General features: G+C 71.9%; 25 protein-coding genes. 12 read left to right on the plus strand and 13 right to left on the minus strand.

Annotated features, from left to right (window positions below; all coding sequences use genetic code 11):
* Positions 1-165: 165 nt before the first annotated feature.
* Positions 166-1,203 (plus strand): aspartate-semialdehyde dehydrogenase, encoded by a 1,038-nt coding sequence (locus FRAEUI1C_RS34130; protein WP_041262149.1) that lies wholly within the window; start codon positions 166-168, stop codon positions 1,201-1,203.
* 375 nt (positions 1,204-1,578) lie between these two features.
* Here FRAEUI1C_RS34130 and FRAEUI1C_RS34135 read toward each other — a convergent pair whose 3' ends face one another.
* The 3 genes from FRAEUI1C_RS34135 to FRAEUI1C_RS38810 all read right to left on the minus strand — a co-directional run bounded on the left by FRAEUI1C_RS34135 (position 1,579) and on the right by FRAEUI1C_RS38810 (position 5,452).
* On the minus strand, positions 1,579-1,782 hold the full coding sequence (locus tag FRAEUI1C_RS34135; protein WP_013427958.1) for a cold-shock protein: 204 nt from the start codon (positions 1,780-1,782) through the stop codon (positions 1,579-1,581).
* 524 nt (positions 1,783-2,306) lie between these two features.
* On the minus strand, positions 2,307-4,313 hold the full coding sequence (locus FRAEUI1C_RS41480) for a CYTH and CHAD domain-containing protein (protein WP_232425224.1): 2,007 nt from the start codon (positions 4,311-4,313) through the stop codon (positions 2,307-2,309).
* 182 nt (positions 4,314-4,495) lie between these two features.
* On the minus strand, positions 4,496-5,452 hold the full coding sequence (locus FRAEUI1C_RS38810) for a CPBP family intramembrane glutamic endopeptidase (protein WP_232425225.1): 957 nt from the start codon (positions 5,450-5,452) through the stop codon (positions 4,496-4,498).
* A gap of 351 nt (positions 5,453-5,803) precedes the next feature.
* On the opposite strand from FRAEUI1C_RS38810, the gene FRAEUI1C_RS34150 reads away from it, so the two are divergent.
* The 3 genes from FRAEUI1C_RS34150 (at position 5,804) to FRAEUI1C_RS34160 (ending at position 8,556) form a co-directional block, all read left to right on the plus strand.
* Positions 5,804-6,271, plus strand: a complete 468-nt coding sequence (locus tag FRAEUI1C_RS34150) for a BlaI/MecI/CopY family transcriptional regulator (RefSeq protein WP_049807314.1) — start codon at positions 5,804-5,806, stop codon at positions 6,269-6,271.
* Between the two features lie 72 nt (positions 6,272-6,343).
* Positions 6,344-7,465: a M56 family metallopeptidase gene (locus tag FRAEUI1C_RS34155; protein WP_013427962.1), complete on the plus strand. Its 1,122-nt coding sequence runs from the start codon at positions 6,344-6,346 to the stop codon at positions 7,463-7,465.
* A gap of 266 nt (positions 7,466-7,731) precedes the next feature.
* Entirely contained in the window at positions 7,732-8,556 is an 825-nt protein-coding gene (locus FRAEUI1C_RS34160; protein WP_013427963.1) for a type 1 glutamine amidotransferase, read from the plus strand.
* Positions 8,557-8,637: 81 nt separating this feature from the next.
* On the opposite strand, the gene FRAEUI1C_RS34165 is transcribed toward FRAEUI1C_RS34160, so the two are convergent.
* The 4 genes from FRAEUI1C_RS34165 to FRAEUI1C_RS34180 all read right to left on the minus strand — a co-directional run bounded on the left by FRAEUI1C_RS34165 (position 8,638) and on the right by FRAEUI1C_RS34180 (position 12,850).
* Positions 8,638-9,099 carry a MarR family winged helix-turn-helix transcriptional regulator gene (locus tag FRAEUI1C_RS34165; protein WP_232425226.1) on the minus strand — a complete coding sequence of 154 codons (462 nt, stop codon included), beginning with the start codon at positions 9,097-9,099 and terminating at the stop codon, positions 8,638-8,640.
* Positions 9,100-9,185: 86 nt separating this feature from the next.
* Positions 9,186-10,628, minus strand: a complete 1,443-nt coding sequence (locus FRAEUI1C_RS34170; protein ID WP_013427965.1) for a DHA2 family efflux MFS transporter permease subunit — start codon at positions 10,626-10,628, stop codon at positions 9,186-9,188.
* Positions 10,629-11,271: 643 nt separating this feature from the next.
* Positions 11,272-11,871, minus strand: coding sequence for a methylated-DNA--[protein]-cysteine S-methyltransferase (locus FRAEUI1C_RS34175; protein ID WP_041259823.1), 600 nt, complete (start codon positions 11,869-11,871; stop codon positions 11,272-11,274).
* A 331-nt stretch (positions 11,872-12,202) separates the two neighbouring features.
* A complete protein-coding gene (locus tag FRAEUI1C_RS34180; protein WP_013427967.1) occupies positions 12,203-12,850 on the minus strand; it encodes a DUF2599 domain-containing protein in 648 nt (215 codons plus the stop codon).
* A gap of 124 nt (positions 12,851-12,974) precedes the next feature.
* Here FRAEUI1C_RS34180 and FRAEUI1C_RS40600 point away from each other — a divergent pair, with 124 nt between their 5' ends.
* On the plus strand, positions 12,975-13,121 hold the full coding sequence (locus FRAEUI1C_RS40600; RefSeq protein WP_013427968.1) for a hypothetical protein: 147 nt from the start codon (positions 12,975-12,977) through the stop codon (positions 13,119-13,121).
* 474 nt (positions 13,122-13,595) lie between these two features.
* On the opposite strand, the gene FRAEUI1C_RS34185 is transcribed toward FRAEUI1C_RS40600, so the two are convergent.
* The gene (locus FRAEUI1C_RS34185; protein ID WP_013427969.1) at positions 13,596-14,159 is read right to left on the minus strand and encodes an HhH-GPD-type base excision DNA repair protein; all 564 of its coding nucleotides are present in this window, start codon (positions 14,157-14,159) and stop codon (positions 13,596-13,598) included.
* Positions 14,160-14,745: 586 nt separating this feature from the next.
* On the opposite strand from FRAEUI1C_RS34185, the gene FRAEUI1C_RS34190 reads away from it, so the two are divergent.
* From FRAEUI1C_RS34190 to FRAEUI1C_RS34205, 4 genes are all read left to right on the plus strand, one after another.
* Positions 14,746-15,408 (plus strand): carbon-nitrogen hydrolase family protein, encoded by a 663-nt coding sequence (locus tag FRAEUI1C_RS34190; protein ID WP_198318678.1) that lies wholly within the window; start codon positions 14,746-14,748, stop codon positions 15,406-15,408.
* Positions 15,409-15,931: 523 nt separating this feature from the next.
* Positions 15,932-16,942 (plus strand): nuclease-related domain-containing protein, encoded by a 1,011-nt coding sequence (locus FRAEUI1C_RS34195; protein WP_013427970.1) that lies wholly within the window; start codon positions 15,932-15,934, stop codon positions 16,940-16,942.
* A gap of 294 nt (positions 16,943-17,236) precedes the next feature.
* Positions 17,237-18,175 carry a LysR family transcriptional regulator gene (locus FRAEUI1C_RS34200; protein ID WP_013427971.1) on the plus strand — a complete coding sequence of 313 codons (939 nt, stop codon included), beginning with the start codon at positions 17,237-17,239 and terminating at the stop codon, positions 18,173-18,175.
* Positions 18,176-18,370: 195 nt separating this feature from the next.
* Positions 18,371-18,883: a GNAT family N-acetyltransferase gene (locus FRAEUI1C_RS34205; protein WP_013427972.1), complete on the plus strand. Its 513-nt coding sequence runs from the start codon at positions 18,371-18,373 to the stop codon at positions 18,881-18,883.
* A 55-nt stretch (positions 18,884-18,938) separates the two neighbouring features.
* On the opposite strand, the gene FRAEUI1C_RS34210 is transcribed toward FRAEUI1C_RS34205, so the two are convergent.
* The 3 genes from FRAEUI1C_RS34210 to FRAEUI1C_RS41485 form a co-directional block, all read right to left on the minus strand.
* Positions 18,939-19,409, minus strand: a complete 471-nt coding sequence (locus FRAEUI1C_RS34210; RefSeq protein ID WP_013427973.1) for a hypothetical protein — start codon at positions 19,407-19,409, stop codon at positions 18,939-18,941.
* A 319-nt stretch (positions 19,410-19,728) separates the two neighbouring features.
* Positions 19,729-20,004 carry a hypothetical protein gene (locus FRAEUI1C_RS34215; protein WP_013427974.1) on the minus strand — a complete coding sequence of 92 codons (276 nt, stop codon included), beginning with the start codon at positions 20,002-20,004 and terminating at the stop codon, positions 19,729-19,731.
* Between the two features lie 211 nt (positions 20,005-20,215).
* On the minus strand, positions 20,216-20,521 hold the full coding sequence (locus FRAEUI1C_RS41485; protein ID WP_013427975.1) for a hypothetical protein: 306 nt from the start codon (positions 20,519-20,521) through the stop codon (positions 20,216-20,218).
* A 917-nt stretch (positions 20,522-21,438) separates the two neighbouring features.
* Between FRAEUI1C_RS41485 and FRAEUI1C_RS34225 the strand changes: the two genes are divergently transcribed.
* From FRAEUI1C_RS34225 to FRAEUI1C_RS40605, 3 genes are all read left to right on the plus strand, one after another.
* Positions 21,439-22,299 (plus strand): helix-turn-helix domain-containing protein, encoded by an 861-nt coding sequence (locus tag FRAEUI1C_RS34225; protein WP_013427976.1) that lies wholly within the window; start codon positions 21,439-21,441, stop codon positions 22,297-22,299.
* On the plus strand, positions 22,296-22,541 hold the full coding sequence (locus FRAEUI1C_RS34230) for a DUF397 domain-containing protein (protein WP_013427977.1): 246 nt from the start codon (positions 22,296-22,298) through the stop codon (positions 22,539-22,541). Before FRAEUI1C_RS34225 ends, FRAEUI1C_RS34230 begins: the two co-directional genes overlap by 4 nt.
* Before the next feature lie 1,063 nt (positions 22,542-23,604).
* The gene (locus FRAEUI1C_RS40605; RefSeq protein ID WP_013427978.1) at positions 23,605-23,763 is read left to right on the plus strand and encodes a hypothetical protein; all 159 of its coding nucleotides are present in this window, start codon (positions 23,605-23,607) and stop codon (positions 23,761-23,763) included.
* A 21-nt stretch (positions 23,764-23,784) separates the two neighbouring features.
* On the opposite strand, the gene FRAEUI1C_RS34235 is transcribed toward FRAEUI1C_RS40605, so the two are convergent.
* Both FRAEUI1C_RS34235 and FRAEUI1C_RS34240 read right to left on the minus strand, forming a co-directional pair.
* Positions 23,785-24,732, minus strand: a complete 948-nt coding sequence (locus tag FRAEUI1C_RS34235) for a hypothetical protein (RefSeq protein ID WP_013427979.1) — start codon at positions 24,730-24,732, stop codon at positions 23,785-23,787.
* Entirely contained in the window at positions 24,729-25,781 is a 1,053-nt protein-coding gene (locus FRAEUI1C_RS34240; protein ID WP_013427980.1) for an SPFH domain-containing protein, read from the minus strand. Before FRAEUI1C_RS34240 ends, FRAEUI1C_RS34235 begins: the two co-directional genes overlap by 4 nt.
* Between the last annotated feature and the right edge of the window lie 67 nt (positions 25,782-25,848).

Raw genomic sequence — 25,848 nt, forward strand, 5'->3', positions numbered from 1 at the left:
CGCTCGACCCGCACGACACCGTCCCCGAGGCGGTGGTTATGGAGAGGAACTTCGGCCGTGGCCGACCATCCGCATGTCCCCAATGACCCGTCGCGGCCGGCCGGTGGCCAGGCCGCCGCTGCCCAGTCCGCCGCCGCTTCCGCGCCGGGCCGACCCACCCTCGCCATCGTCGGCGCGACCGGCGCCGTCGGCACGGTCATGCTGTCGTTGCTCGACGAGCGCCCGGACGTCTGGGGCGAGATCCGGCTGATCGCGTCGGCCCGCTCGGCCGGCCGGACACTGCGCGTACGTGGCGAGGACGTCGTCGTCCAGGCGCTCGCGCCGGAGGTGTTCGACGGCGTCGACATCGCCATGTTCGACGTGCCGGACGAGATCTCCGCGATCTGGGCACCGGTCGCCGCCGAGCACGGCGCGATCGCCGTGGACAACTCGGGCGCGTTCCGGCTGGACCCGGACGTCCCGCTGGTCGTCCCCGAGGTGAACCCGGACGCGCTGGCCGACATCCCGCGCGGCATCATCGCGAACCCCAACTGCACGACGCTGTCGATGATCGTCGCGGTCGGCGCGCTGCACCGCGAGTTCGGCCTCGAGTCGTTGTTCGCCACGTCCTACCAGGCGGCGAGCGGCGCCGGGCAGGTCGGCATCGACACCCTGTACGACCAGTTGGCCGCGGTCGGCGGACGCCGCGACCTCGGACAGACCGCGGGCGACGTGCGCAAGACGATCGGCGACGACGGCTTCGGGCCGTTCCCAGCGCCGCTCGCGCTCAACGTGGTGCCCTGGGCCGGCTCGCTGAAGGACGGCGGCTGGTCGAGCGAGGAACTAAAGATCCGCAACGAGTCCCGCAAGATCCTTGGGCTGCCGTCGCTGCGGATCTCGGCGACCTGCGTGCGGGTCCCGGTCATCACGACGCACGCCGTCGCGGTGCACGCACGGTTCGGCCGGCCCGTGACCGGGGCCGAGGCCCGCGCGGTGCTGACCAACGCGCCGGGGGTGGCGGTCCTGGACGACCCGGCGAACGGCGAGTTCCCGACGCCGGCTGACGTCGTCGGCACCGACCCGACCTGGGTCGGGCGGATCCGCCAGTCCCCGGACGACCCGCACGAGGTGGCACTTTTTGTTTGCGGCGACAACCTTCGCAAGGGCGCCGCACTGAACACGTTGCAGATCGCCGAGACACTCGTCGCGCGCGGTCTGCGCTAGTCGATCTAAAAGAGTTCACCGAACAGTAGGCACAATACAAATACCGGCCGCGATCGCGGGAGCCTCGAACAAGCCAGGGATCGAACCCGGTTGCTCAATCGGCGATCAGTGAAACAGACGGCGGACGTCGGGCCCACGGCTGACTGCGTTAGCGGCAGCCGGGCGCTCGACATTCCGCGCGCCCGGCGATAGTCCGGTCCCGGCCCTGCCAGGGCGGCAGCACCGACAGAACAACGATCAACACCGCGTCGCCACGGCGGGCGTCGGGTCGTCGGGGAGCCAGCCTCGTCGAGGACGGAGAGAACGCAGGACGGGCCACTCGGGAGCCGCTCGAAGAGCGGCCGGCCCGAGTGGCCCGTGAGGTCTGCTGGTGGCTCAGATGGCGCGGACGCCGTCGGCCTGCGGCCCCTTCTGACCCTGGGTCACCTGGAACTCGACCCGCTGGCCCTCCTCGAGGGACTTGTAGCCGTCCATATCGATAGCGCTGTAGTGGACGAAGACGTCGGAGCCGCCGCCATCCACGGAGATGAAGCCGAAGCCCTTCTCCGAGTTGAACCACTTGACCGTGCCCTGAGCCACGTGCCGTTCTCCCTGCTGGTGCAGTCAGGGCCCGCACCGCGCGGACCCCGGGCCTAATGCCGGTGCCGCATTTCCATCACCGGCTCAGTTCCACAGCGTCCCGGTTGAGACACGGATCGAACTGCAGCCAGGCACGACGGTACACGGCGAGGGGCGCAGACGGGAGTCCTCGCGGTAACGAAGTCCACTTCATCCGGCGTTAACAGCGGGAGACGCGCCCACGCATCGGTTGCCTATATCTCATCCGACCCAATCGGTCGAGACCGTCCCGCGGACATGCCGAAACGACACCGCTCGCCGCAAACCAGCCACACTCCGAAAGGTGAGACAAGTCACGGACGATAGCCATCCATCACCCAATGCGCGCGAGAACTCGCGGCCCGTCGCGAGCCCTCGACGGCCAGGGCCAGCTCGGGCCGGGCCGGTCGGCCGGCTCCGGCGCCGCGGCCGGATGGCGCAACAGGCATCGGCCAGCCGGCCCGACGGTGCCAGCCGGGGCCAGGACCAACGCTGGCCAACCAGCGCTAGACCTTGAGCCAGCGGCGGTGCTCGGGGGCGGACAGGGCCGGCCAGGCGTCGAAGAAGTCCCGCTCGGCGGTGCGCGCCCGCAGCTCCTCCAGACCCAGCAACAGACCGTAGGTGAACGCCGTCGCGTCCCCCGCCTGCTGCGCCGCCACCCCCCACGACCTCAGCAGCCCCGCCGCCACCGTCGCGTCCTGGTGAGTGCCGAGCAGCTCCTGCGCCTCACCCGACAGTTTGGCGAGCGTGCGGGCGTCCGCCCCGAAGATCGGTGTCAGCGCCTCGCCGGCGTACCGCAGCCGCTTCGCCTGCTTGCGCGCCGAATGCAGCAGCTCGTCGCGGTCATGGCCGGCCGGTGTCGCCGCCGCGGTCGCCACCTTGCGGGCGAATCGGCGGTCGGCCTCCCGCACCAGCCGGGGCAGCTCGGTCGCCGCGGGACGCCGCGCCCGCGCGGACAGCGGGGCCCGGGACAGCTCGGCGAGGTCCACCACCAGGACGAGGTAACGCTCACCCCGCAGCGCCGCGAGGGCCGTGTCCCGGCCCGCCGCCATGCCTGCGCTCAGATGGCCGCTGAGGCTCTCCTCGATCGGTCCGCGGACCAGGTCCGACGGCAGCGCCGCGAGCCGGCTGTCGAAGTAGGCCAGCTGCACCTCGCTGTCCCTGGCGCCGGACAGCGCGCCCGCGAGGTCGCCGAGCTCCACGTCCAGGTGGGCGACGAGATCGGCCGGGAAGAGCGCGGCGAACGTGCGCAGCGTGCTGCGCATCCGCCGGGTCGCCACCCGCATCTTGTGCACGGCGTCCGGCTCGTCCATCCGCACCCGCGGGTCGACGGCGAGCAGCGCCGCCACCTGCTCGGCCAGGTAGGCGCGCAGCACCTCGCCGGCCGTGTCCCCACGGCCGGGACGCCGCGGCCGCTCGGCCGGCTCGGCGGCCGGCTCCGGCGGCGCGGTGTGCGCCAGGCTGAGCAGGTGCGCGAGCTTGGAGCCGTGCGGGGCGTCCGACGCCCCGGCCGCTCGCAGGACCGCCTCCACGGCGTCCAGCAGCCGGGTGCCAACCGGACCCGCCTGGGCACCGTCAGGACCCGCGTCCGCGCCCTTGGCGGCTCGCCGCTCGGTCGCCTTGGCATCGGTCGCCTTGCCGCCGGACGTCTTGCCCGCGGAGGCCTTGCCGGCGTCCGCCGCCGTCTTTCCAGGGGCCGCCGCCTTGCCGAGGGTCGAGCCCTTGCCGCCGGCGGCCTTGCCGCTCGCGGTTGCCTTGCCGCCCGCGGCGGCCGCCGTCTTGTCGGTGGCCCCACTCTTGGCACCCGCGGTCGCCTTGCCGTCGCCAGCCGCCTTACCCCCCGCCGCGGCCTTGCCATCGGCCACCGCTTTGCCGGTGCCCACCACCTTGCCGTTGGCCGCCGCCTTGCCGTTGGCCGCCGCCTTGCCGCTTACCGCCTCGCCGCCGGCCTTGGCCGCGGTCCCGGCCGGTCCGGCGACGGCCGCGTCGAGCAGCTCGACCTCCACCTCGCGCCACTGGGTCAGGACGGTCTGCTCACCCAGCGTCTGCGCGTGCACGTGGTCGTCGACGATCTCCACGAGGCCCGCACCCGCCGCGTCCAGCAGCCGGGTGGCCGTCCGAGTGGTGACCAGCCGAGCGACCGGGCTGACCCGGGCGCCGCGCAGCACCAGGAAGACGATGTCCAGCAGGTCAGCGGGCGGCGCGCAGTTGGCCACGCCGCGCTCGTCGGGCTCGCCGGCGTCCAGCGCACGGTGGATCTCCTCGCGGGCGCCCGTGCCGGCCGGCAGCTTCAGGTGCCAGCCGTCGTCGGTCCCACCGGTCCGGCGGCGCAGTGTGATCTTGGCGCGAGCCAGCCGCAGGTCCTCGGAGTCGTAGTACACGGCCTCCTGGGTGAACGTCTCCGGCGTGCCGACCGCGGCGACACCCACGTCCCGGCCGGCGTCAACCAGGCTGGGCAGCGCGAACCCCGGCTCAACCGCGAACTTGCGCTCGATCTCCACCCGGCCGCCCACTACGTCCCCTTTCGGAGCTTCCGCTCCAGGTCGCCGCCTCCGACCCCCACCGCACGCGGCCGAGGGGCCCGAGGGCCGACCGACGCGCGACGCTCGACCCCACCGGGGGCCGACGGGGAACCGCCCATACCGGGCCAACCCTCCGGGACGACACCCCCGGTTCGCCTTCTGTTCCCCTATTGTTATCCGGAAGTTGGCAGCCAGGAAACCGATCCAGCCAACGCCACATAACCGACGAACGCAACCGAGTCGATCAGGGTGTGCGCCACGATCATCGGCACTACCCGGCCGCGCCGCTGGAAGAGCCAGCCGAACAGCACGCCCATCGCCAGGTTCCCGAAAAAGCCGCCCAGACCCTGGTAGAGGTGGTAGGAGCCACGAAGCACGGCGCTCGCGGCGAGCGCCCGCCGGTCTCCCCAGCCGAGCTCGCGCAGCCGGGCCAGCAGGTAGCCCCCGACAATGACCTCCTCGGTCACCGCGTTCTGCAGCGCCGAGAGCAGGAGCACCGGGATTCGCCACCACACGGCCGGCAGTCCGGATGGCGCCACGGTCAGGCTCGCGCCGCTGTGCCAGGCCAGCAGGTACAGGCCAAGACCGATACCGCCGACGCCGGCCGCGATCGCGGCACCCATCCCCAGGTCAGCCCCGAGGGCGCGGCCATCGAACCCGATCATCGCGCGGCCACGCCGCAGCCCGTAAGAGATCTCGGGGACCTCCTCGGGACGACGCCCGAAGGCCCCGGAACCGGGCCACCTCGCCCAGCGCAGGACGGACCGCGAACTCGCGGCGGTGGATTGCCCCAGGACCGGCGACCGAAGGCGGGCCGGCCGCGAAGCCAGGAAAGGCGCGCAGTGCCGGGCCAGCAGGTGAATCGCCAGGAAGGCGGGCGCCACGTCTGCCAAAAGCCCGGCGAGCTGCAACGAAAGATCCAGCCACGGGCGTCCCGGCGCGGCCGAGCCGTTGAGCAGGGCCACCTGGCCGCGCAGCGGGCCGCGGGTGACGGCTCCGATATAGCGGATAAGCGCGAACAGCCCGGACATGCCCAGCGATACCGCGAGCAGCAGCCAGATCTCGGTGGTCAGATCCCGCCGCCCGAGCGCCTCGCCCGCCGCCGGCACGGGGCCGCGTGCCGGCGTCACCACGCGTACCGCCGGCCCGGCCAAATCGGCACCCGACGGCTGTGCGAGCACTGGCCCGACCACGTCACCACCAGCTGTCCCCGTGCTACCGGACGTTCCCGCGCTGTCGGTCGTCGCGCTGTCCGTCATCGCGGCGACGTCCCTCGCTCCGGGGCTGTCGACCGTTCCGGCGCCGTCGATCGTCCGAGGACGCGTGCCTGCCGCATGCCCGGACGGTAGCCCAGACTCCTGAGCCGGGAGTTAACGATCCTCGCGCCCGCCAGGCCGGCGCGCAGGACGGTGGCCGGCTCAGCCCGGTCAAGTAATTGGTTCGCCAGCGCACGATCTTCTACGCGGCGTAAAATTATGATCATGGCGCGGCTGGGAGACCTTGAACGCTCGGTTATGGACGTGTTGTGGGACTCCGTCGGCTGGCTGACCGCGCGCGAGGTCGCCGCCCGGCTTCACCATGAGCGCGACCTCGCCTACACGACCGTGCTAACCGTGCTCGAACGGCTGGAGCGCAAGGGCTTCGTGCAGCGCCAGCGGGCAGCCCGGGCGCACCGGTACAAGGCGGCCGACGCCCGTGAGGCGGTCGTCGCCGACGCGATGCTGGAGGCGCTGGGCACCGCCGACGACCGTGGTTCCGCCCTGGTCCGCTTCGTCGGCGCCGTTTCGGCCGAGGAGGCCGAGATCCTGCGCCGGGCGCTCGCGTTGCCCTCCGGGGTCGAGCCCACAGAGCCTGGCGCGGCCGAGGTCATCGCGACCGCTGGCCTGGCCGACGCCGCCGACGACGCAGCCCCGTCGGCGGCCACCACTGACAGTGACGACCTGGGCTGACGCCGTGCGACCTCACCGACGCGATTCCGCATCGTCGCCCGATAAGGCTGATGGCGGTAGCGTTGCGTCGACATGACGACGGCGGCCGCTCTCACGCTGTTCGCCGCGGTGCTGGCGTGGCCGGTGCCGCGGCTACTGGCCGGTGCTCGCTGGACGCATGGCTGTCCCCGCGCGGCGATCGTGCTGTGGCAGGCGATCGGGCTCGCCGGAGGGGTCTGCGCGCTGCTGGCAGCGGTGGCGTTCACGGTCGCCCCGCTGTCCGGCTCGACGCCGCGGGGAATCACCCACCACGTTCATAACCTCGCCAAGGGCCAGCCGCTCTCGGGGCTGGACTGGCTGAGCGTCGTCGGCCTCGGTCTGGTCGCGGCCCTGGCCAGCCGGCTGTTCGGCGTGCTCGCCTCGTCGACCTTCGCCACGCTGCGCCGCCGCAGCCACCACCGCAATCTCGTCGACCTGACCGGCGACGACCACACGGACGACTGCCGAGCAGCCGCCGATCTTCCTGCCAGCGCACCCCGGCCCCGCCATCACCGCATCCAGGACTGGACACCGCTCGCCTCGATCCGGCACGGCTACCACGCCCGCGGCGCGGACGGCTGCGAGCTGTGCGGGCACGTCGGGCTGCGGATCCTCGACCATCCGGTGGCCGTCGCCTACTGCGTCCCCGGAGTCCGGCACGCCCGGGTGGTCGTGTCCCGCGGCCTGCTGACCACGCTCGGGCCGCGTGAGCTGCGGGCTGTCCTCGCGCACGAGGACGCGCACGTCACCGGCCGCCACGACCTGGTGATCCAGCCGTTCATCGCCTGGCAGCAGACCTTCCCGTTCCTGCGGCCGGCCTGGGAGGCGACCGCGGCGGTGTCGCTGCTGGTGGAGATGCTCGCCGACGACGCGGCGGCCCGCCGGACCAGCGGCAGCACGCTCGCACGGGCCCTCGCCCAGCTGGGCGTCACCCGCTCCCTCATCCCCGCGGGCACGCTCGGCGTCACCGGGAGCCCAGACGCCCCCGGAGCGGGCTCGCCGACGACGGGCGCCTGCGCCGAGCCGGGAGGCGCCGAGCCGCCGTCCCGCTCCCCGGTGATCGCCCGTATCGTCCGGCTGCTCGACCCGCCCGCCGTCCCGTGGTGGCAGCCCGCCGCCGCCTACGCCGCCGCGGCCGTCATCCTCGCCGCGCCGTTCCTGCTGCTCGCCGTATAGCGCCACGGTCGCGGCGAGGCAACGGTCTTCGGCGAGGCTCACGTCCGCGCCGACGTCACCGGGCGGTACCAGGGTCTTCAGACGTTCGAGGCGTCACGTTTCCTGGTCGGGACACCGAACCGGGAGGACGATCCGGGCAGACGGACCGCCGAGCACGTCGCGTGTACGTCTGAACCGATGAGCCCATCTCCGCCCCTGGGTCCGTGCCGGACGCCCGGCCCGCGGCGACGATGGCAAGGCAGGCTCACGGCCGTGGACGGAGGACGATGACAACGGCGATCGGCCCGGACACGGCCGAGCACGGCGACTACGACGACCATCGCCGCGGACGGCCGGGTGACGGCCAGGACGACGAAGCCCCCGGCCACCACCGCCGCCGGGACGGTGCCGAGGCGATCATCGTCGTCCACGACGTGAGCGGCGTCGCGGCGGCGGGCGAACTCGGCACGATCGCGGACCGCATGACCCAGCACGGCATCCGCTTCGACCTGGTGACCGCGGGCGAGCGGCCGTTCCCGGATCCGGCCCCGCTCGACCTCATCGTGATCATGGGTTCGGAACGGTCGGCGTTCGACGACACGATCCCGTGGCTGGCCGGTGAGCTGGCGTTCCTGCGGGAGGCGGTCCGCGTCGGCACGCCCGTGCTGGGGATCTGCTTCGGCGGCCAGTTGCTGGCCCGGGCGCTGGGCGGCTCGGTGCGCCGGGCCGAGCGACCCGAGCTGGGCTGGTACTCGGCGACGACCACCGACCAGGCGGAGCTGCCGACCGGCCCGTGGATGGAGGCCCACTGGGACACGTTCACGGTGCCGCCGGGGGCCCAGCGGCTTGCCTGGACGCCGGACGCCGAGCAGGCGTTTCGTTTCGGCCCGCATCTCGGGGTCCAGTTCCACCCCGAGATCACCCCGACCGTGTTCGAGACCTGGGCCGGTGTCTGGCAGGCGACCGGATTCGACCGCGAGCTGGCCCGCAGCGGTGTGCGGCTGTCCACGTTGCGCGAGGAGATCGTCCGGCACTCCGACACGTCGCGGGCGGCGTCCTACACCCTGTTCGACGCCTTCTGGGCCCGCGCCCGCGCCGTCACACGGGCCTGAGCTCCGCTACCCGAGCCGGGCAACTCGGAGCCAGGCCAGCGCTCCCCGTCCTCTCGCTGGCCGGGACCGCGCCAACCGCCATCACCAGGACTCCAGCGCCGCCGTCAGGCGATCGAGCGTCGCGAGGTCGGCGGGAGGCAGCGCGGCCAGGGCCGGCGGCGGGTCGCTGAGAATCCGGTCCGCCTCGCGGGCCGCGTCCTCACCGGCGGCCGTGAGCGAGACCTGCCGGCAGCGGCGGTCGTTCGGGTGGACGGTACGAGCGACCAGCCCGCGCCGTTCCAGCTCGTCGATGACGACGGTGGCGTACGGACGGTCGATCGCGAGCTCGGTGGCCAGGTCACGCATGGTGCGCGGCCCCGGGCGCAGCTTGAGCAGCGCCTTCACCCGGATGAAGCTGAGGTCCAGCGCCTCGCAGACCTCGCGCCGGCGCTCGTTGCGACCCAGCACCAGCTCCCGCATCCGCCGCCAGACCCGCGCCGCGGCGTCGTCGGCGGCAGGACGCGGTTCGGCGCCTGGCACCTCGGGGCCCGCGGTACCCAACACCTCCGCGGCCTGCGGCGCAGGTGGCCCAGCGGCCGGCGTGGTAGTCCCCATGACCGTCGCGGCCTGAGACGCGGGCGTTCCGGCGGTCATGACGCCCGTCGGTCCGCGACGGCGAGCGCCGCGCTCGGCTCGGTCCGCGCCGGTTGGGCGCTGAACAGCGCCGCGGTCCGCTCGGCGGTCCCGCGAGCCCACGCGCCGGTCGTCAGGACGCCCAGCACCCCGATGGCCGCGCCGCAGCCAACCATGATCCACCAGGCGGGGGCGCTGGTGGGGTCGATGGCGGCCCGGCCGACCTGGCCGGCCGCACTGTGCGCGGCCACCGAGCCGAGGATGGCCACGCCGAGCGCGGACCCGATCTGCCGGCTGGTCGAGGCCACCGCCGCCGCCACTCCGGCCTGGGTCACCGGCATCCCGGAGACCGCCGTGTTGGTGATCGGCGCGTTGACCATCCCGAACCCGATGCCGAACAGCACGTAGGCAGAGATCAGCAGGACCAGACTGGTGTGCGGCCCGAGGAACGTCAGCAGCAGCCCGCTGGCGGGCAGCGCGATCCCGGCGACGATCAGCGACGGCCGCGGCCCACGGCTACCGACGAGCCGGCCGGAGATCGGCGGCATGATCGCGGCGAACGCCGCCATCGGGAGCGTCAGGAGGCCGGCGTGCAGCGCCGAGTAGCCCCGCACGTTCTGCAGGTACAGCGTGTTCAGGAACAGGAAGCCGCCCAGGGCCGCGAACGCGCAGACAGCGATCCCGGTCGCGCCCGAGAACGGCACACTGCGGAAGAACCGCATGTCCAGCAAGGCTTCCTCGCGACGTGTCTCGACGATGACGAGGCCGACGAGCGCGACGGCGGCGATCACGAACATCACGATCGTCTGAGTGGACGCCCAGCCGGCCGACGGCGCCTCGATGATCCCATAGGTGAGCGTGCCGAGCGTCGCGGCGACCAGCAACTGGCCCGCGGGGTCGAAGCGGCGCGCCCGTGGCGCCTTCGACTCCGGCACGAACAGCCCGGTCAGCACCATCGCGGCCAGCCCGATCGGAACGTTGATCCAGAAGATGGACCGCCAGCCGATGCCATCCACCAGCACGCCGCCGAGTACCGGGCCAAGCGCCATGCTCAGACCGATCACCGCGCCCCAGACACCGATGGCGCGGGCCCGCTCACGTCGCTCGGTGAAGGTGTTCGTGATGATGGCCATGGCGACCGGGTTGAGCATCGAGCCGCCGACCGCCTGGATCATCCGGAACGCGATCAACCAGCCGAGGCCCGGCGCGAGGCTGCACAGCAGGGAGCCCGCGGAGAACAGGATCAGCCCGGTCCGGAACACCCGCTTGCGCCCGAAGCGGTCCCCCATCGAGCCGGAGAAGAGGAGCAGGCTCGCGATCACCAGCCCGTAGGCGTCGATCGTCCACTGCAGGCCGGAGTCGGGCGCGTGCAGGTCATGCTTCAGTGACGGCAGACCGACGTTGAGGATCGTCGTGTCCAGCCCGACGATGAACAGGCTCGAGCAGCAGATCGCCAGCACCAGATAACGCCGGCCCCTGCTCAGCGACTCACCCGCCGGCCCCCCTCCCGGCCGCGATCCCGCCTGCCCCGGCCGCCCAACCGCCGAGGCGCCGGCATCCGCTGCCTGGTCCGCGCTCCCGCCTGGCGGATCCGCGCTCGCTGACGAACCAGTGCCCGCCTCGGGACCGGTGAGTGAGGAACTTGTGGTCACAGGGCCCCCGAGATCGTTATAGATCATTAATAGTTACCAGACTACAACTAATTCGAGCCCCAGCGATTCCCCCGCCTTGATGTGACGACCGCCGCGCACCGACCCCGAGGGCCGCAGAGCCGACGGCGGATGGCGGATGGCGGATGGCGGATGGCGGATGGCGGACGGCTACGGCGGTGACGGGCGGATCGCAAGTGGCGGACGGCGGGCGGCGGAAGCACCCGGCAGCCGCGGCTCGAGCCCTCTACTGGCGACAGAAAGGCCGCCGGGACGTCCGCACGCCGGCCAAGGAAGTGCCGCCTCCGACAACGGCTGCCCGCTCCGAACCCCAAACATGATCGCCGTCTTGGCCCTCGGCTGGTTGCGAGACGACCCGATTCACGACCACTTGAGGGCGAAAGCGGCGATCACTCCGCCAGGCCTGCCGTCGCGGCGACGGCGCCAGGCCGTTTCAGCTGTCGGCGAACAGGTCGTCGAAGAGAGTTGGGGCCGGCGCGGGCAGCGCGCCTTCGATGCGAAGGATCCGCTGTTTCGTCGCGGCACCGCCGGGGGCGGAGAACCCGCCGAGCGCGCCACCGGCGGCCAGCACCCGATGGCACGGAACGATGATCGGCACCGGGTTGCGGCCCAGCGCCTGGCCGACCGCCTGCGCCGCGCCCGGCATGCCGAGCCGGGCCGCGACCTCGCCGTAGGTCAGGGTCGACCCGGGCGGAATCGCCCGCGTCACCTCGTACACCCGCCGGTGGAAGTCAGGCATACCGTCAAGATCGACGCGGATGTCGGCCAGGTCGATCGGCTCACCGGCGAGGAGCGCGATCATGCCGTCGATCGCCGCCGCCACCGCGGGCGGGGGTTCACCTTCCACGAAGTCCGGATGCTCGGCCGCCAGCGAGGCCCGGGTGGCCGCGTGACCCGCGATCTCGTCGGCTCCGTCGGGCCGGGCCGGCAACGCCACGCCGACGATTACCTCGTCACGCCAGGCGACGCCGCAGCAGCCGACCGCCGTGCCGAACAGTGCGAACCCGACTCCCGCGAACCCGGTCCCAACCATGAGACCCATCGTGCCCGCCGGCACCGACAAATTCGGCACTGGCCACGGTCGCCCCGGGGCGCCACCCGTAGGCGTGGACCCGGCCGACTGTCGCAGGCGCGGGCCCGGCCACCCATTCGAAGAGGCGATCGACGGGCCGGCGAGACCGGTGGGCAGCAGGCGCAATGCCGCGGGCTGGCCGGCAAGGAGGGGGCCGTCGGTGGCGGCGTGCCAGCCGGGTGGCGGCGTCGAACGCGGCCGCGGGGTCGAGGCGGGCAGTGTGGGTGTGGTGGGTGTGGTGGCCGGTGTGGCGCCGATCGCCGGCGGCCCCTGGGGTCCGGACCGGGTCCGGCTACTCGTGCTCGCCGCCGGCCGTGTACTGGGGTTTGACGCCGTCCGGGCGGTAGGTCTTGACGGGCGCCCCGGACGGGTCGGTGCCGAGCGTGTTGCCGCATTTCGTCGAGAACCAGTGCGTCGGGCCGGCGGTCGGCCGCCAGCTCTCGATATCGAAGGTGTCGCCGGTGGCGTAGCCCTTGCCGCCGCCGAGCGCTGGAACGAGCGCGAGCGACTCGTGGCAGCGCAACTGGTCCTGCAGGCTGGCCCCGACGGCGCCGTCCAAACCGGTGAAGCCGGCGGACGGAGTCAGGCAGCGCCGGATCGCCTGCCACATCACGTTGGTGGCCGCATCCCTGTCGCTCGCGTGCCGGCCGTCCGAGGTGGGCCGCAACGAGACCCGGAAGTCCCCGTTCGACCACTTCTCAACGGTGATCTCCGCGACGTACTGGCTCGCACCGCAGTAAGGCGCGCCATCGGCACGCGCGGCGGAGCCCGGACTGGCCAGGGGTGCCGCCGAGGGCGTCGGCGACGGGGTGTGCGAGCGGTCGGCGGCGGTGGACTCGGTCGAGGTGGCCGGCCCACAGGCCGTGGCGACCGCGGCGGTCAGCGCCAGCAATGCAACCGTCCGGATGCTGACCAGTCTGCCCGTCGACAAGCACCGCACGGCCCCGAGCCTATGGCGAGGCCACCGGTTGCGCCGCCAGGTGCCACGCGTGACCTGCGCCCGCCTCGACCCGATCCACCGGAGTCGCCGGATTTGTCGGACGATCAGCGGGTAGGGCGGGATCATGCTTGCACTCGCCGCCGCCCTTTGTTTCCTACTCGCCGCCTTCGGGGTCGACTCCTCCGATGTCAACCTCGTCTGGCTCGGACTCGCCTTCCTCGCCGCCGACTTCGCGTTCCCGTATCGCTTCAGCCAGTTCAGACGCCGGTAGTCAGGACGGTCCCAACTCCCTGCCTCATGAGGCCGCCGTGCGACCTGGCCTTACCGGCGGGTCGCACGGCGCCTCAGCGCCAGGCTTTCTGGCTCCCTCGGCCCAGCGGACCAATCGCCTTTTGCCCTCCAATGCCGCCTCCGACAAGCCTCGCCCGTTCCGGGCATCCCCTTCATCGCCGTTTCGGCCCTCCGGCGGCCGCTACCGGGTCTGTCTCATGGCCACCAGCGGGCGAAAACCACGATCAAGGCGACGTGCGGACCGTGCCGGTCACAGCGCTAATGGTCGCGAATCGAGCCTGATCGCGGCCATTGGAGGGTCAGATTCGCGGTCATGATCTGGCCACCGAGGCAGGGCTTGGCGATGGGATCGAAACCCGACCAAACGCCGAGCCGTGGCTGCGCATGCCGAGTCGGGGTCGAGGCCCCGACCCGGAACCCCCTACCGCGATCCGCGGGAGGCGTCAGCCGTTCCTTACTTGGCGGCGGCCTTCATGGCCTTTTTGAAGTCTCGGACCTGGCTGCGGGTCTCGGGGCTGGTGATGTCGGCGACCGAGCGGAGGCTGCCTACCTCGCCAAAGGGAGCGCTTGCCTCGCGCCAGCCGGCCGGCGTGACCCCAAGCTGCTTACCGAGCAGAGCAACGAAAATCTTGGCCTTCTGCTCGCCGAAGCCGGGCAGCTTGCCGATCCGGCGCAGCAGGTCCTTTCCATCGGCAGCCGTCGTCCACACCGAAGCTGCGTCACCGCCGTACTGGTCGACGAGGAGTTGGCACAGCGCCTGGACCCGCTTGGCCATCGAACCGGGGAACCGGTGCAACGCCGGCACCTGCGCGAAGACCGCGCCCAGCTCGTCCGGATCGAACGAGGCCAGCTCCGCGACGTCCAGCGACCGGCCAAGCCGCTTGGTCAGCTCCAGCGGGGCCGCGAATGCTCGCTCCAGCGGGATCTGCTGGTCGAGCACCATCCCGATCAGCAGCGCCAACGGGTCGTTCGTCAGCAGTTCGTCAGCTTCGTCTATCTGGCTCAGGTGCAGTCCCACATCGTTACGGTAGCCGACCGTCTCGCGACCACCGCTCGACCTTCGATCAGGTCACCGTGTCGTCGGTGTACTCCCGACGGGAGCCGAGGCCGGATCCCTGGGCTACCCTGACGGTAGGGCGTGATCCACGCCTAACCTCGGAGGGTCGTCCCAGCGCGACCACGGTGAGAGGCAAAGGGGCTCCGGCCTCGGATCGTCGTCATAGGTCCGCTCGTCTCGAACGTCGACGGCCGCTGGGTGCTCGACGTCGGGACGCGGGAGAGCCGATGACGGCGAACAAGGCGTTCAAGCAGCGCGTGCGCGAACGAGCGCGCAGGACGGGCGAGTCCTACACCGCCGCGCTTCGGCACTTCCGGCAGCCCTCCGAAGGAATCGCCGTGCCGAACACCAATCCCTTCCGGATTTCGGTCGCCCAGCTCGACGCACCCACGGATCCTCGTGATGCCGCCGCGTTTCACCGGGTGGGCCACGATGTGCGCCGCCTGATGACCGAGGCCCGCGATCAAGGCGCTCGCCTCATTCATTTCTGCGAGGGGGCACTCTTTGCTCGCCGAACAAGCGGATCCTGTCCAGCGATCCGACCACCATGGCGGACGCCGACTGGAGCCGCTTCGACTGGGCGGCTCAGCGCGACCAGCTTGCGGCGATCAGGAAACACGCCGCGGCATTGCGTCTGTGGACAGTCGTGGGAGCAGTTCACCAACTCACCGAGCCGCATCGTCCGCACAACAGCCTTTACGTGATCGACGACCACGGCCGTATCATCACCCGCTACGACGAACGGATGCTGTCCAACACCAAGGTTAGCTATTTGTACACTCCCGGCACCACGCCGGTCACCTTCGACGTCGACGAGGTGCGGTTCGGGTGCGCGCTCGGGATGGAAAGCCAGTATCCGGAGCTGTTCGCCGAGTACGAGCGAGCTGACGTTCACTGCGTGCTGCTCTCCACCATGGACAATGGCACCGTCTTCGGCCTGCAGACACAGGCGCACGCCAGCACCAACAGCTACTGGGTCAGCTATGCCACGGTCGCCGCCGACGCTGCCGCCGCGCCATCCGGAGTCGCCGGGCCTGACGGCCGCTGGGCGACCCGATGCGGACCGGACGCCACCACGGCCCTCGCCACCGTCGACATGGACCGCGAACATGAAGGCCTCGCGCGTCCCTGGCGGCGGACGGCCCGCGCCGGCAGGTACGCCAGCGCGGTCGTCGACGACGATCCTCGAGCACAACGAAGCTCGCTCTGACGCCAAGGACGCTACGGGCGCCCGGAGCGTTCGCCCATCCCGGGTAGACGCTCCGGAGCATCCACCCGCGCTACCGGTTAGATCAGCAGGTAGTCAGTGTCGTCGCGGTAGGCCTCGTAGGCGTCGCCATCCAGGTAGTGGCACCACGGAAGCTGCGAATCAGAGAAGCCCGCCGATAACTAGTGCCGCCTCGGACAACGTCTACTCGCTCCGATCCCCAAACATGATCGCCGCTTCAGCCCTAAGACGGTTGTGACCAGGGCCGATACACGACCACCTGAGAGCGAAAACGGCGATCGCTCCGCCAGGCCGGCCTTCGCCGTCACGGCACTGGACGCCTTACCGGCGGCGGGCCTCTCGACCTTCGCGAGATCGCTGAAAGTTCCCACCCCTTGGGGATACAGTAGCGTCGTCGCACCGGATACCGGCCGTCTGTCCAGGACGGGCGGTCGACTCGGCGCGCGACAAAGGCGATTGATCGGCCGTGATCCGTCATCTTCGTCGGCAGGAACAGGCAACAGACGTGGGCGAGTTACTGGTGACGCCGTGGCGCCGGTTTGGGCACGACCGGCTTTACGTGAATCTTCCGGACGGACAGAGTGCCGCGTGGTTCGACCTGCGCACCGGTCAGACCACCATCCTGCTGGACGCATATCGGGACGCGGCGCACGACGCGCTTGCCTCCTACCTGGAAAAATCTTCGGAGCCCGCGGGCTACCCACTGCCGCCGCCACCCACGCGGTCGTCACCACCACCCGTGTCTCCGCCGGCACCGCTAACGGGATGGACACCGGAGGTACCGGAGCCAACAGGCTCCTGGCCCGTGCCGGAGCAGCCTGCGTCGCAGCCCGGTTCGCCGCCCGCGCGGCCCCCAGCCGCCCGCAGCCCGGTCCGTGCGGCAGGCGGTCCCACGGACGACCTCGCCGCCAATCTGCCCGGCGCCGCGCTCCGCGCGAAGATCGAGGAGTTGACGCCGGGTTTCTGGCGGGCCCTGCTCAACCGTTTACTCCACCGGCCGGCGGAGACCGACGGATGGAGCAAGGGGCTGATCGGAGAGGAGATGGCGGGTGCCGAACTGGCCCGGCTCACCACATGGGGCTGGCTGGTGCTGCATTCGATACCGCTGCCCCGGGACGTGGACATCGATCACCTGCTGATCGGCCCCGGCGGTGTGTTCACCATCAACACGAAGCACCACGTCGGCGCCAGAGTCTGGGTGGGTGACCACGCGGTGAAAGTCGGTGGCCAGTCGCATCAATACCCGCGCAAGGCCCGCGCCGAGGCCAGTCGAGCGTCAGCCGCGCTGAGCCGGGCCTGCGGATTTGATGTGCCGGTGGAGGCAGTGCTGGCGTTCGTCGCACCGGAGAAGCTGACTTCATCTCCTCCGCGCGCGGAGGGTGATCTCATCCGTCTACATGCCATCCGTCACAGCCAGTTCATCACCTTCAAGGATTTCCCCACGGTATGGGACCGGCACCAGGTCGAACAGATCCACGCCGCGGCGCGCGACCGTCAGAACTGGCTGGACGCCTGAGCTGGACCTGCCGGTCACCCAGTTCCCGACGGCGACCGGCAGGACGGGGCCCAGGCTCACCCGGATGCCTTCCGCTGACGCGACACATCGGCCGGGCATCCAGCCATCCGGGCGGTGGCGCTCACCCGAGGCACGCCGCGAACACGCGAATCTCCCGGGCGACGGCGACCGGACGCTCCTGATGCACCATGTGGCCGGCCTTCTCGATGATCACGGGCCCGGCGGGTATAGGGCCGGCGGGCGCCAGGGCAGCGAGCGTCTCGGCGACGTGGACTGGTACAACGGAGGAATCGCGTGGAGCTGCGCCAGCTGCGGTACTTCGTCGCGGTCGCCGAGCATCGTCATTTCGGGCGGGCGGCGCAGCAACTGCACATCGTGCAACCGGCGGTAAGCCAGCAGGTCCAGCGGCTGGAACGCGAGCTGGGCCTGCCGCTGCTGGACCGGACGACCCGCCGCGTCGCGCTGACCAGCGCGGGTGAACGCTTCCTGGACCACGCCCGCGAGGTGATCGATGCCGCCGACCGGGCCCAGGCGGCGATGCGGCTGCTGCGCGCCGAGGCGCCGGCGGAGCTGCGCCTTGGCACCACGACCGGCCTCGGCGGACACCTCGCCCGCGCCCTCGACGAGTTCGCGCGACGCCGGCCCGGCGTCCGGGTGGAGCTGTCGCGGCTGCCCGAGGAGGAACGTCTGGCCCGGGTGTCCGACGGAGACCTGCATGCCGCGTTCGTCCGGCGGCGAGCCGACGCGGCGGTCCCTCGCGGGCTCGTGATGGCCGATGTGCTGACAGACCCGCTGGTGGCCGCTCTCCCGCAGGACGCCACGACTCCCCGTCGCCGGACGGTCCGGCTCGCGGAGCTCGCGCCGTTGTCGATCCGGCTGCCCGAGCGGCAGGCGAACCCCCTGCTCGTCGACGCCGTCACGCAGGCGTGCCGGCAGGCCGGCTTCGAGCCGAGGTTCGCCCCGGCCGGTGACGATCAGGACACGCTGGCGCTGATCGCGGCGGGCCGGTCGAGCTGGACGGTGTTCTTCTCCCCCAAGGCCGAGCTGCTGGAGCGCCAGGGCCTGCCCGGTGTCGCGTTCCGACGGATCGCCGCGCCGCGCATCACGATCGTCACCGCCCTCGTCTATCGCCGCGCGGGCGGGCATCCCGCGGTCGGCGACCTCGCCGACGCCGTGCGCGCCACCTGCCCGCCGCTCACGTCCTCGGACCTGGCCCGCCCCGCGTTGAGCTAGGGCCGGGCCCGCGAAGGTCGGCCCGCGCCGCACCTCGGACCATGATCGCGAGTTTGGCCCCGAAATGGTTGCGACCAGTGCCGATTCACGACCACCAGAGGGCCAAAACGGCGATCAAGTCCGCTGTTCCAGGTCGAGCTGGCGGTCCGTATTCCCGTCTATGTTCCCCCGGCCGGTGCTGCGACGATCAGGCGCATGACGAGCCTGGATCTGGTCACCGCCCGTCTGATCCTGCGTCCGGTCACGGCCGCCGACGTGGCGGATGTGGTCGCCACCTCCTGGGCGGCCGGCCGGCCGGACCACTGGGCCGACGACTACCCGGAAGACGGCGACCAGGGCATCGCCGAGCTGCTCAACCAGCGGCCGGAACTGCTCGGCCCCCGTGGCCACCGCCAGATCATCGAACAAGGCCGCGGCCTTGTCGTCGGAGGCATCGGGCTGTTCTGGCCGCCGGTCGACGGGCGGATCGAGATCGGCTACGGCGTGGTGCCATCCCGGCGAGGCCTCGGCTACGCCACCGAAGCCACCCTCGCGCTGGTCGAGTTCGCGTTCACGCTCCCGGGCGTGCGCACGATCTACGCCGACGTCGACCGGCTGAACCGACCGTCGATCCGGGTCCTGGTCAAGGCCGACTTCCTGCACGGCGAGACCAACGGCGACATGGCCCGCTTCCACCGCGACGCCCCGGCCGCCGAAACCACCGGCTGACCGGGACGCGCGGCAGGACCGGCCGCGGTGGAACGGGCCGCGCGGCGGGACGGGCTTAGGCCGCGGTCACCTCCCAACGGGCGGCGAGCTCGTCGAACAGCGCGTCGTCCTCGTCGGGCGCCGCCGAACCGAGCCCCAGGCACAGAACTGCCTCGCCGGTGTGCACGAGGTACTCACGGACGGCCCAGACCCGGCCCGCGTCCCGACGGACGCAGTCAATCCGCGCGCCGGGCCGGCTGGCCACGGTCGTCTCGGTGAGCTCGAACTCGGCGAAGCCGGCGCTGGTCAGCGACTCACGGATCGACTCCGCATGCTCCAGCGGCGTCTGGCTCCGAAACACAGGGTTGCGGAAGACGATGACGCTGTGACGCCGATCGTCTGGCTCGGCGAACCGGGCCGTCTCCCACGGGCTGTTCTTCAGATTCGGCGGCCGCTCGGCCCAGTGCGAGGGAACCCAGACGGAGTACCCGTACTCAGGCTTCTCGACCTGCCGCCACGGGGTCTCGGGGACGTTCGGATCTGTCATCGCATGCTCCTCGGCGGGGCTGCGTCGCAGCTGCCGGAGGGCGGCGGTATAGGACTCGCCGGTACGCGACATCCGTGCTCGAACGAGTCGCTTGAGATTCTTGTTCGCCGTCATCCGACCTCTGCCACCGCGGGCACCGCCCCCCAGCGACACCGCCCACGGCGGGCGGATGGACAGCGATCCGAGGACAGAGTCCCCTTTGCCTCCGCCGAGTGGCGCTGCTGGGGCGAGCCAAGGGAGGTTGGGCGGTAGATCAACGCCGAGACCTATTTTCCCCAGGCCCGCGAGTGGCCGTCAAGCGGCCTGGGCCCCGCCGCGGTCAGGAGGCCCAGGCGTGGGTGCGCAGCGCCACGATGCGGGGGTGGCGTTCCTCGACGCAGTAGCCGTACTCGACGCGGCGGCGCCAGACCGTGAGCCGGCAGGAGCCGCCCTCGACCGTCCAGGTGCGCCGGCCGACGCGGTCCTCGATCTGCACCGGCTGCGGAGTGAGCGGCTCGGCGGAGCGCCGGTGCGCCCAGGTGTGCGCGGCCTCCCATTCCGGGAAGCTGCCAACCAGTTCGCCGTCGCCGTCGAACACGAGGTAGGGGCGGGTCATCGTCGTCACGCCTTTCCAGGAGGCGGCGCGGGTTTCCCGATCGTCCTGGCGCTGGCGCCGTGTTCGGATCCCGGTCGCACGAGGCGGTCGGGGCTTTCCGGCCACGGACGTCCCGCCGACCGCCACGCTGCGGTCGGCACCCGGACGACGAAAGCGGCGCCGAAACGGACGCGGCCGGCGGCACTGACCGGTCGCGCGTCGAAGGTGGCCGTCAGGCCCGCGGCAACCCGGTGGGCGCCAGGAATGACAGTGGCGCGATCAGGTAGTCCACGAACGCGTTGTCGGCCGCGTAGGCCGCGGCCTCCAGCGGGGTGTCGAACGCCAGCACGACGCGGCGGGCCCGCCACGGGCCGCCCTCGAAGACGATCACGCCGAACTTCTCGGTCGCGTCGTCCGGCATCGGGCGCCGGGGCGGCGCAGGATCGGCGGGCGCGACGGCGGCCGGGCGATCGGCCGGCCGGATGCGCGCCCGCGGGGCGAAACCACCGCAGGTGCGCGTACGTAGCTGGGAAGCCATGGGTACTCCAGGAGACGTCGTGCGCCGGAACGGCGGCCACCGCGGGTGTCCGCGTTTCCGTCAGCCCAATGCACCGGCCGGCTCGGCACGCGGGCCGCGGCCGCGTCGACGAGCGGGGCCGGGCCGGATCGGCGAGCGGGGAGGCCGGCGTTCCGGGAGACCAGCGGCCTGGGAAGCCGGCAGCGAGGCCTGCTGGGATGTCGCAGCTCGCGCTCATCGCCCGCACTCCCCCCTGCATCGCTGCGGCCAACCTCTCACGCTGAGATGCGGACCTGCCACTCAAGGTGAGGACAGACCGGAAGCATGGCGCCCGCCGGACGCATATGCAAGAGCTTCTGTAAGGGTTTTGCTACGGGATGCTTCGACGCATGCGAGGACGGTGGCGGACCGGTGGCGAGATGGAACTACGAGTCGGACTCGACCGACTCAGTACGGACGAACCCGCGACCTGCGCGGCGACGCGTTCCGGCGCGTCCGGACCCGAGTCAGCGGGACTTGGGCGACGGCTCGGCCGGCCCCGCCGCCCGTATTTCGGAGACCACCCATGGACCCACCACCACCGGCGAGCCAGCACGGTGTCTCTGCGTAGCCGCGGTCACGATGCCACCCAAGGCCGGAGGTCGCGTGACATTTGCGCCACCGGAATCGGGCTGGCCGGCCGAGACCAACCACTCTTGGCCCCTTACGTCGATGGCACGATCAGCGGCACCATTGACCGCGAAAACATCGACAACGGCGGCTAACGCGCCAAAGCGGGTGGCGAGCCGACGGGGGTGGCGGCCGTGACGGCACCGAAGGCTCGCCCGTCGGCGGCCGGCCGCCGGGCGGAACCGGGCCGGCCCGAAGGTGGGTCCGCGACCGCGCCGGGCGGTGGGCCCGAGCGCCAGCCCGGCGCGCCCGACGGAGGGGAGACGATCATGGCGACCAGCGGCGGTCCGACGGTGCGCAGGCGCCGCCTCGGCTCCGAGCTGCGCCGGCTGCGGGAGGCCGCGGGCGTCTCCGTCGACCAGGTGTGTGACCTGCTGCGCTGCTCGGTCTCGAAGGTGAGCCGGCTGGAGAACGGCCGGGTCCCGGTGCGGACCCGGGACGTGCAGGACCTGCTGAGCCTGTACGGCGTGCACGACGACGAACGCCGGGAGGCCCTGCTGGCGCTGGCCCGCGAGTCCCGCCGGCACGGGTGGTGGCACGACTACCACGACGTCGTCCCGGCCTGGTTCGAGATCTACATCGGGCTGGAGGAGGACGCCGCCTCGATCAGCGTCTACGAGTCCCAGCTGGTGCACGGACTGCTGCAGACGGCCGACTACGCCCGGCACGTGATCCGCGCCGAGGCGCCGGAGAGCCCGGACGACGAGGTGGAGCGAAAGGTCGCGCTGCGGCTGGACCGCCAGGGCCGGCTGACCGGGGAGAACCCCCCGCGGCTGTGGGTGATCCTCGACGAGGCGGTGCTGCGCCGCCCGGTCGGCGGCCCCGTCGTCATGCGTGGTCAACTGGAATGGCTACGCAAACAGGCGGAGCTCCCCAACGTGACGATCCAGGCCCTCCCGTTCGCGGTCGGCGCACACGCCGGACTAGGTAGCACATTCTCCATTTTGGGCTTTCCGGACTCCGGCGACCACGACGTGGTCTATATCGAAGAGGCGGCCGGAAGCCTCTACCTGGAACGCGCTTCGGAAATCCGACGCTATAGAGTGAAGCTCGACTACCTGATGGCCTCTGCGCTGAGTCCGGAGGAGTCGATTCAGATGATTTCATCCATAGCGGAGGAAATGAAGTGAACAAATACGAGAAGCCGTCTCTCGCCGGTGTGGAGACCGCCCGGCTGGGCTGGCGGACCAGCAGCTACAGCAATGGTGCCGGCGGCATGTGCGTCGAGGTGGCACCGCTCGGCCACGGCATGGTGGTGCGGGACTCGAAGAACCCAGCGGGCGCGGTCCTGGCGTTCTCGGCCGCCGAGTGGGACGCGTTCCTCGCCGGCGCTCGCGACGGCGAGTTCGACCTGCGTTCGGTGACCGCCTGACGCGACGCCTCCCCGCACGCGGGTGTGGCCCGCGCAGAGGAAGCCCCGTACCAGGAAGGCCGACGACGCTCCCGGTGAGAACACCGCCGTGGCCGCCGTCTCCTTCCCGCCCGCACGAGTGATCCAGCCGGCATGGACCCGCCAGCGCGGCCGGCTGAAGAGGCGCCCGGCCTGGCCGGCCAGCCGTTCCCGGCTGCCGGCCAGGGCACGGCCGCCGACCACCGCGACCCGCCGCGGCACCGAACGCGCGGTCCGGCCCCGGACGAGTTGGCCGTGAGACGCCTGAACGTACGCCCGCGGCCCCACCCAGAAGCCGGTCAACCCGCCCGCGCCGCGCAATTCCACGCAGCGGAGCAGCAGGGCGTCGAGAAGGCGCAAAGCGCCTGACGGCCGGCCGCCAGCGTTCGCCGCATCCGTCCTTCCTCGACCGACTGGTCCCGATCCCGTCGGCCCCGATGTCCCTGCGTGACGGGGTGTTGTCGGAACGGCGTGGTAGGGCGGGGAACGAAGCCGCCGTGTCGAACGTCCCAACACGGCCGTTTTGGCTCTTGCATGACCGGCAAACGTCACGCACTCTTGTAGAGGTTCGGTCGGGCTGCGTTGATCTGACGTTCACCCGGTTGCGCCAGTCGGTGTGTCTGTGTCAGTCGGCGTGTCACGGAGCGGTCAGCCGCCCCCGTCGGCGGCGGCACACCGCCCTGGCGGCCCACCGGACCGGCACGGGCGTGAGAAGGCGGGACCCCCGCCGGCAGATGACAGGAGCAGGCAGCCGTGATCGCCATCCGGACCCACCCGGCCGCGGGGCCGCGGCTGGCTCCGGCGCGCGGTCGGGTAGCCGCGGCGTTGGGCCAGGCTCGGTCCGCCGCACCGATCATCGGTCCGCAGGCCGCGCCCCCCTCATAGCGGCGCCCCGGACCTCCTCGCACCCGCACCCCCGCGGCGGCCCCGGTGCCGCCACCCCGCTCGCAGCGTCGCGACGGCCCCCGTCCACCTTTGCCAGCTCCGCGACCTGTCAGCTCTCCTGAAGTTCCCCACTTGTCCCCGGTACCGGGAGGTGATCGCCGTGGCCACTGCCACGACAAACCTGCTCAACACCCCGCTCGAGGACCCGCGCGCCGAGCGCGTCCGACGGGCCGCGCTGTCCGCGTACGTGGATGGAAAGATCACCTACGCCCAGGCGAACTCCCGCGTCCGCAAGGCCATCGAGCGGTTCCACGCCTGATCGGGCGGCGCCGGCCCGGCGCTAGAGCAGCAGCAGGCCGCGGCCGGCGACGCCGACCGACAGACGCTGACCCCAGGACAGCCGGATCGCGTCACTTTCGATCCCGTCGCCGAACACGACCATGCGCTCGGACTCGACGGTGAGCTCCAGCCGGGCCGCGCCGGCCAGGAAGCCGTCCGTATAGGCGGTGCCCGTCATCGGTGACGGCCACGCCTCGCGGACGAACCAGAGCAGCTGCCCGGACGCGGGTCCCGGAGGCGGAGGCGGGTCACGCCGCTCCCGTCGAAGGGATCCGCACCAGCCGGTGGCGCCGGTCCCGGTGCCGACCAGCACCCCGGACGACGCCTGCCGCTCGGCCGTCGGCGCCCGGCCGCGATCCGGCGGGACGGTCTGGCTCTCGGCCGGAACCGTCAGCACATACCGGGCCGTCTGGTGGCTGACGTCGCCGACGAAGACCTCGTTGAGCGCGACGAGCCGCTGCCCGTCGTCCGCCACGGCCTCGACCATGGTCAACGGCGCCGGCCCGGCCCGCCCGGCGCCGGGCGGGAGCAGCCGGGCCGCGTCCGCGAGCAGACCCGCTGCCTGCCCCGGTTCGTGGCGGACCAGCACCCCCGGGTTGCGGCCCGGCTCCGGGTTGATCCCGACGACCGGCTGATGCTCGACGTACTTCGCGACGTTGGCGACCAGGCCGTCCTGGCCGACGCAGACGACGATGTCCTCCGGGCCGAACAGGAAACGGTCCAGGTCGACCCGTTCGACCTCGCCGCGCCGCCAGGCCGGCGGGACCGCCGCCGCGACGGCCCGCCGGGCGGCGAGCTGCGCCTCGTGCCTGCTCACGACGTCGGCGAGGTCCCGGCCGCGGCCGGCGAGGAAGAACGCTGCCTGGCCCGCGGTGCCGTGCCGGTCGAGCAGCTCGTCGTACTCGGACCGGCGGTGGACGACCACCACCCGCGGCGGCAGCGTGCTCACGCGGCGCCGCCGCCCGGCCCGGCGGCGCCGGCGAGCTTGCCGATCGCCTGGGTCAGCAGGTCCGGGGTGATGGTCAGCGCGCCGATCTCGGGAAGGTTCGCGGCGAGCTCCCGGACCGCCAGCACGACCAGCGTCGCCTGGTCCAGGCCACGCAGCGCCTCGACCCGGGCGGCCTCGGCCGCGCCCTCGGCGGCACCGACGACGCGCAGAGCGTCCGCGCGCGCTGCGGCATCGGTGCGCACCCGTTCCGCGTCGAGGGTCGCCGTGAGCCGCTTGCGCTCACCCTCCGCGTCGGCGCTGATCCGCGCGACGGCGGCCTCCTCGGTCATCCGCCGCTGGTCGTTCGCGCCGCGCTGGATGACGAGCTGCTCCTCGCGCTTGGCCAGCTCGATCTGGTTCTGCAGCTCGTTCTCGGCGATCCGGCGTTCCTGTTCGACGGCCAGGGCGCGGCGGCTGTAGGTCGCGCGGTCGGCGTCGGTCTGGACCTGCTCCCGGGTCGGGGTGCGCAGCGCCTTCTCCAGCTCCGGCTCGGGCCGGATCGCGACCACCCGCACGCCGACGACGGCGAGCCCGGTCTGGGCCAGCCGCGGGTCCCCGACGAGCCCGGCGCCGACCCGCTCGCGGACCGCGCCGACACCGTCGACCAGCGCCCAGGTCAGCGGCTCGCGGGCGAGCAGCTCGGCGGCATACTGCTGGGCGGTCTCGGTGATCATGCCGGCTACCTGCTCCAGCACACCGGTACGCCAGCCGCCGCGGTCGGGGTCGATGTCGAACGGCAGCCGGGTGGCGGCCAGGCCTGGGTCGGCGACCCGGTAGGTGATCGTCGCCTGGACGGCGACGTCCTGGAAGTCGGCGGTGCGGGCGTGGAACAGCAGCGGCAGCTCCCGGTCGTCGACCGGCACCTCCGACAGGACAGCGGTGCGCGGCCGGTACCAGAACGACTGCCCGACGCCCTCCCGACGCACGGAGCCGCCGCGCACGAAGCGCACATAGGTGGTCGGCGTGCCCCGCAGGTGGTTCAGAAACGGTCGCCGGCTGATGTCGGCCATCTGGTCACCCCTTTTCGTCATGACGACGATAACCAGGTTTGTCCGTTATCGTCAAGGTGACGAGATG

The sequence above is a fragment of the Pseudofrankia inefficax genome (genome assembly GCF_000166135.1).
GTDB lineage: Bacteria > Actinomycetota > Actinomycetes > Frankiales > Frankiaceae > Pseudofrankia > Pseudofrankia inefficax.

What these genes read in the sequence shown, in the direction of transcription:
- FRAEUI1C_RS34150 (WP_049807314.1), top strand. Translation starts at nt 5,804, where the DNA reads ATGGCGCGGCTGGGAGACCTTGAACGCTCGGTTATGGACGTGTTGTGG.
- FRAEUI1C_RS34155 (WP_013427962.1), top strand. Translation starts at nt 6,344, where the DNA reads ATGACGACGGCGGCCGCTCTCACGCTGTTCGCCGCGGTGCTGGCGTGG.
- FRAEUI1C_RS34160 (WP_013427963.1), top strand. Translation starts at nt 7,732, where the DNA reads ATGACAACGGCGATCGGCCCGGACACGGCCGAGCACGGCGACTACGAC.
- FRAEUI1C_RS34175 (WP_041259823.1), bottom strand. Translation starts at nt 11,871, where the DNA reads ATGGTTGGGACCGGGTTCGCGGGAGTCGGGTTCGCACTGTTCGGCACG.
- FRAEUI1C_RS40600 (WP_013427968.1), top strand. Translation starts at nt 12,975, where the DNA reads ATGCTTGCACTCGCCGCCGCCCTTTGTTTCCTACTCGCCGCCTTCGGG.
- FRAEUI1C_RS34190 (WP_198318678.1), top strand. Translation starts at nt 14,746, where the DNA reads ATGGCGGACGCCGACTGGAGCCGCTTCGACTGGGCGGCTCAGCGCGAC.
- FRAEUI1C_RS34205 (WP_013427972.1), top strand. Translation starts at nt 18,371, where the DNA reads ATGACGAGCCTGGATCTGGTCACCGCCCGTCTGATCCTGCGTCCGGTC.
- FRAEUI1C_RS34210 (WP_013427973.1), bottom strand. Translation starts at nt 19,409, where the DNA reads ATGACAGATCCGAACGTCCCCGAGACCCCGTGGCGGCAGGTCGAGAAG.
- FRAEUI1C_RS34215 (WP_013427974.1), bottom strand. Translation starts at nt 20,004, where the DNA reads ATGACCCGCCCCTACCTCGTGTTCGACGGCGACGGCGAACTGGTTGGC.
- FRAEUI1C_RS41485 (WP_013427975.1), bottom strand. Translation starts at nt 20,521, where the DNA reads ATGGCTTCCCAGCTACGTACGCGCACCTGCGGTGGTTTCGCCCCGCGG.
- FRAEUI1C_RS34225 (WP_013427976.1), top strand. Translation starts at nt 21,439, where the DNA reads ATGGCGACCAGCGGCGGTCCGACGGTGCGCAGGCGCCGCCTCGGCTCC.
- FRAEUI1C_RS34240 (WP_013427980.1), bottom strand. Translation starts at nt 25,781, where the DNA reads ATGGCCGACATCAGCCGGCGACCGTTTCTGAACCACCTGCGGGGCACG.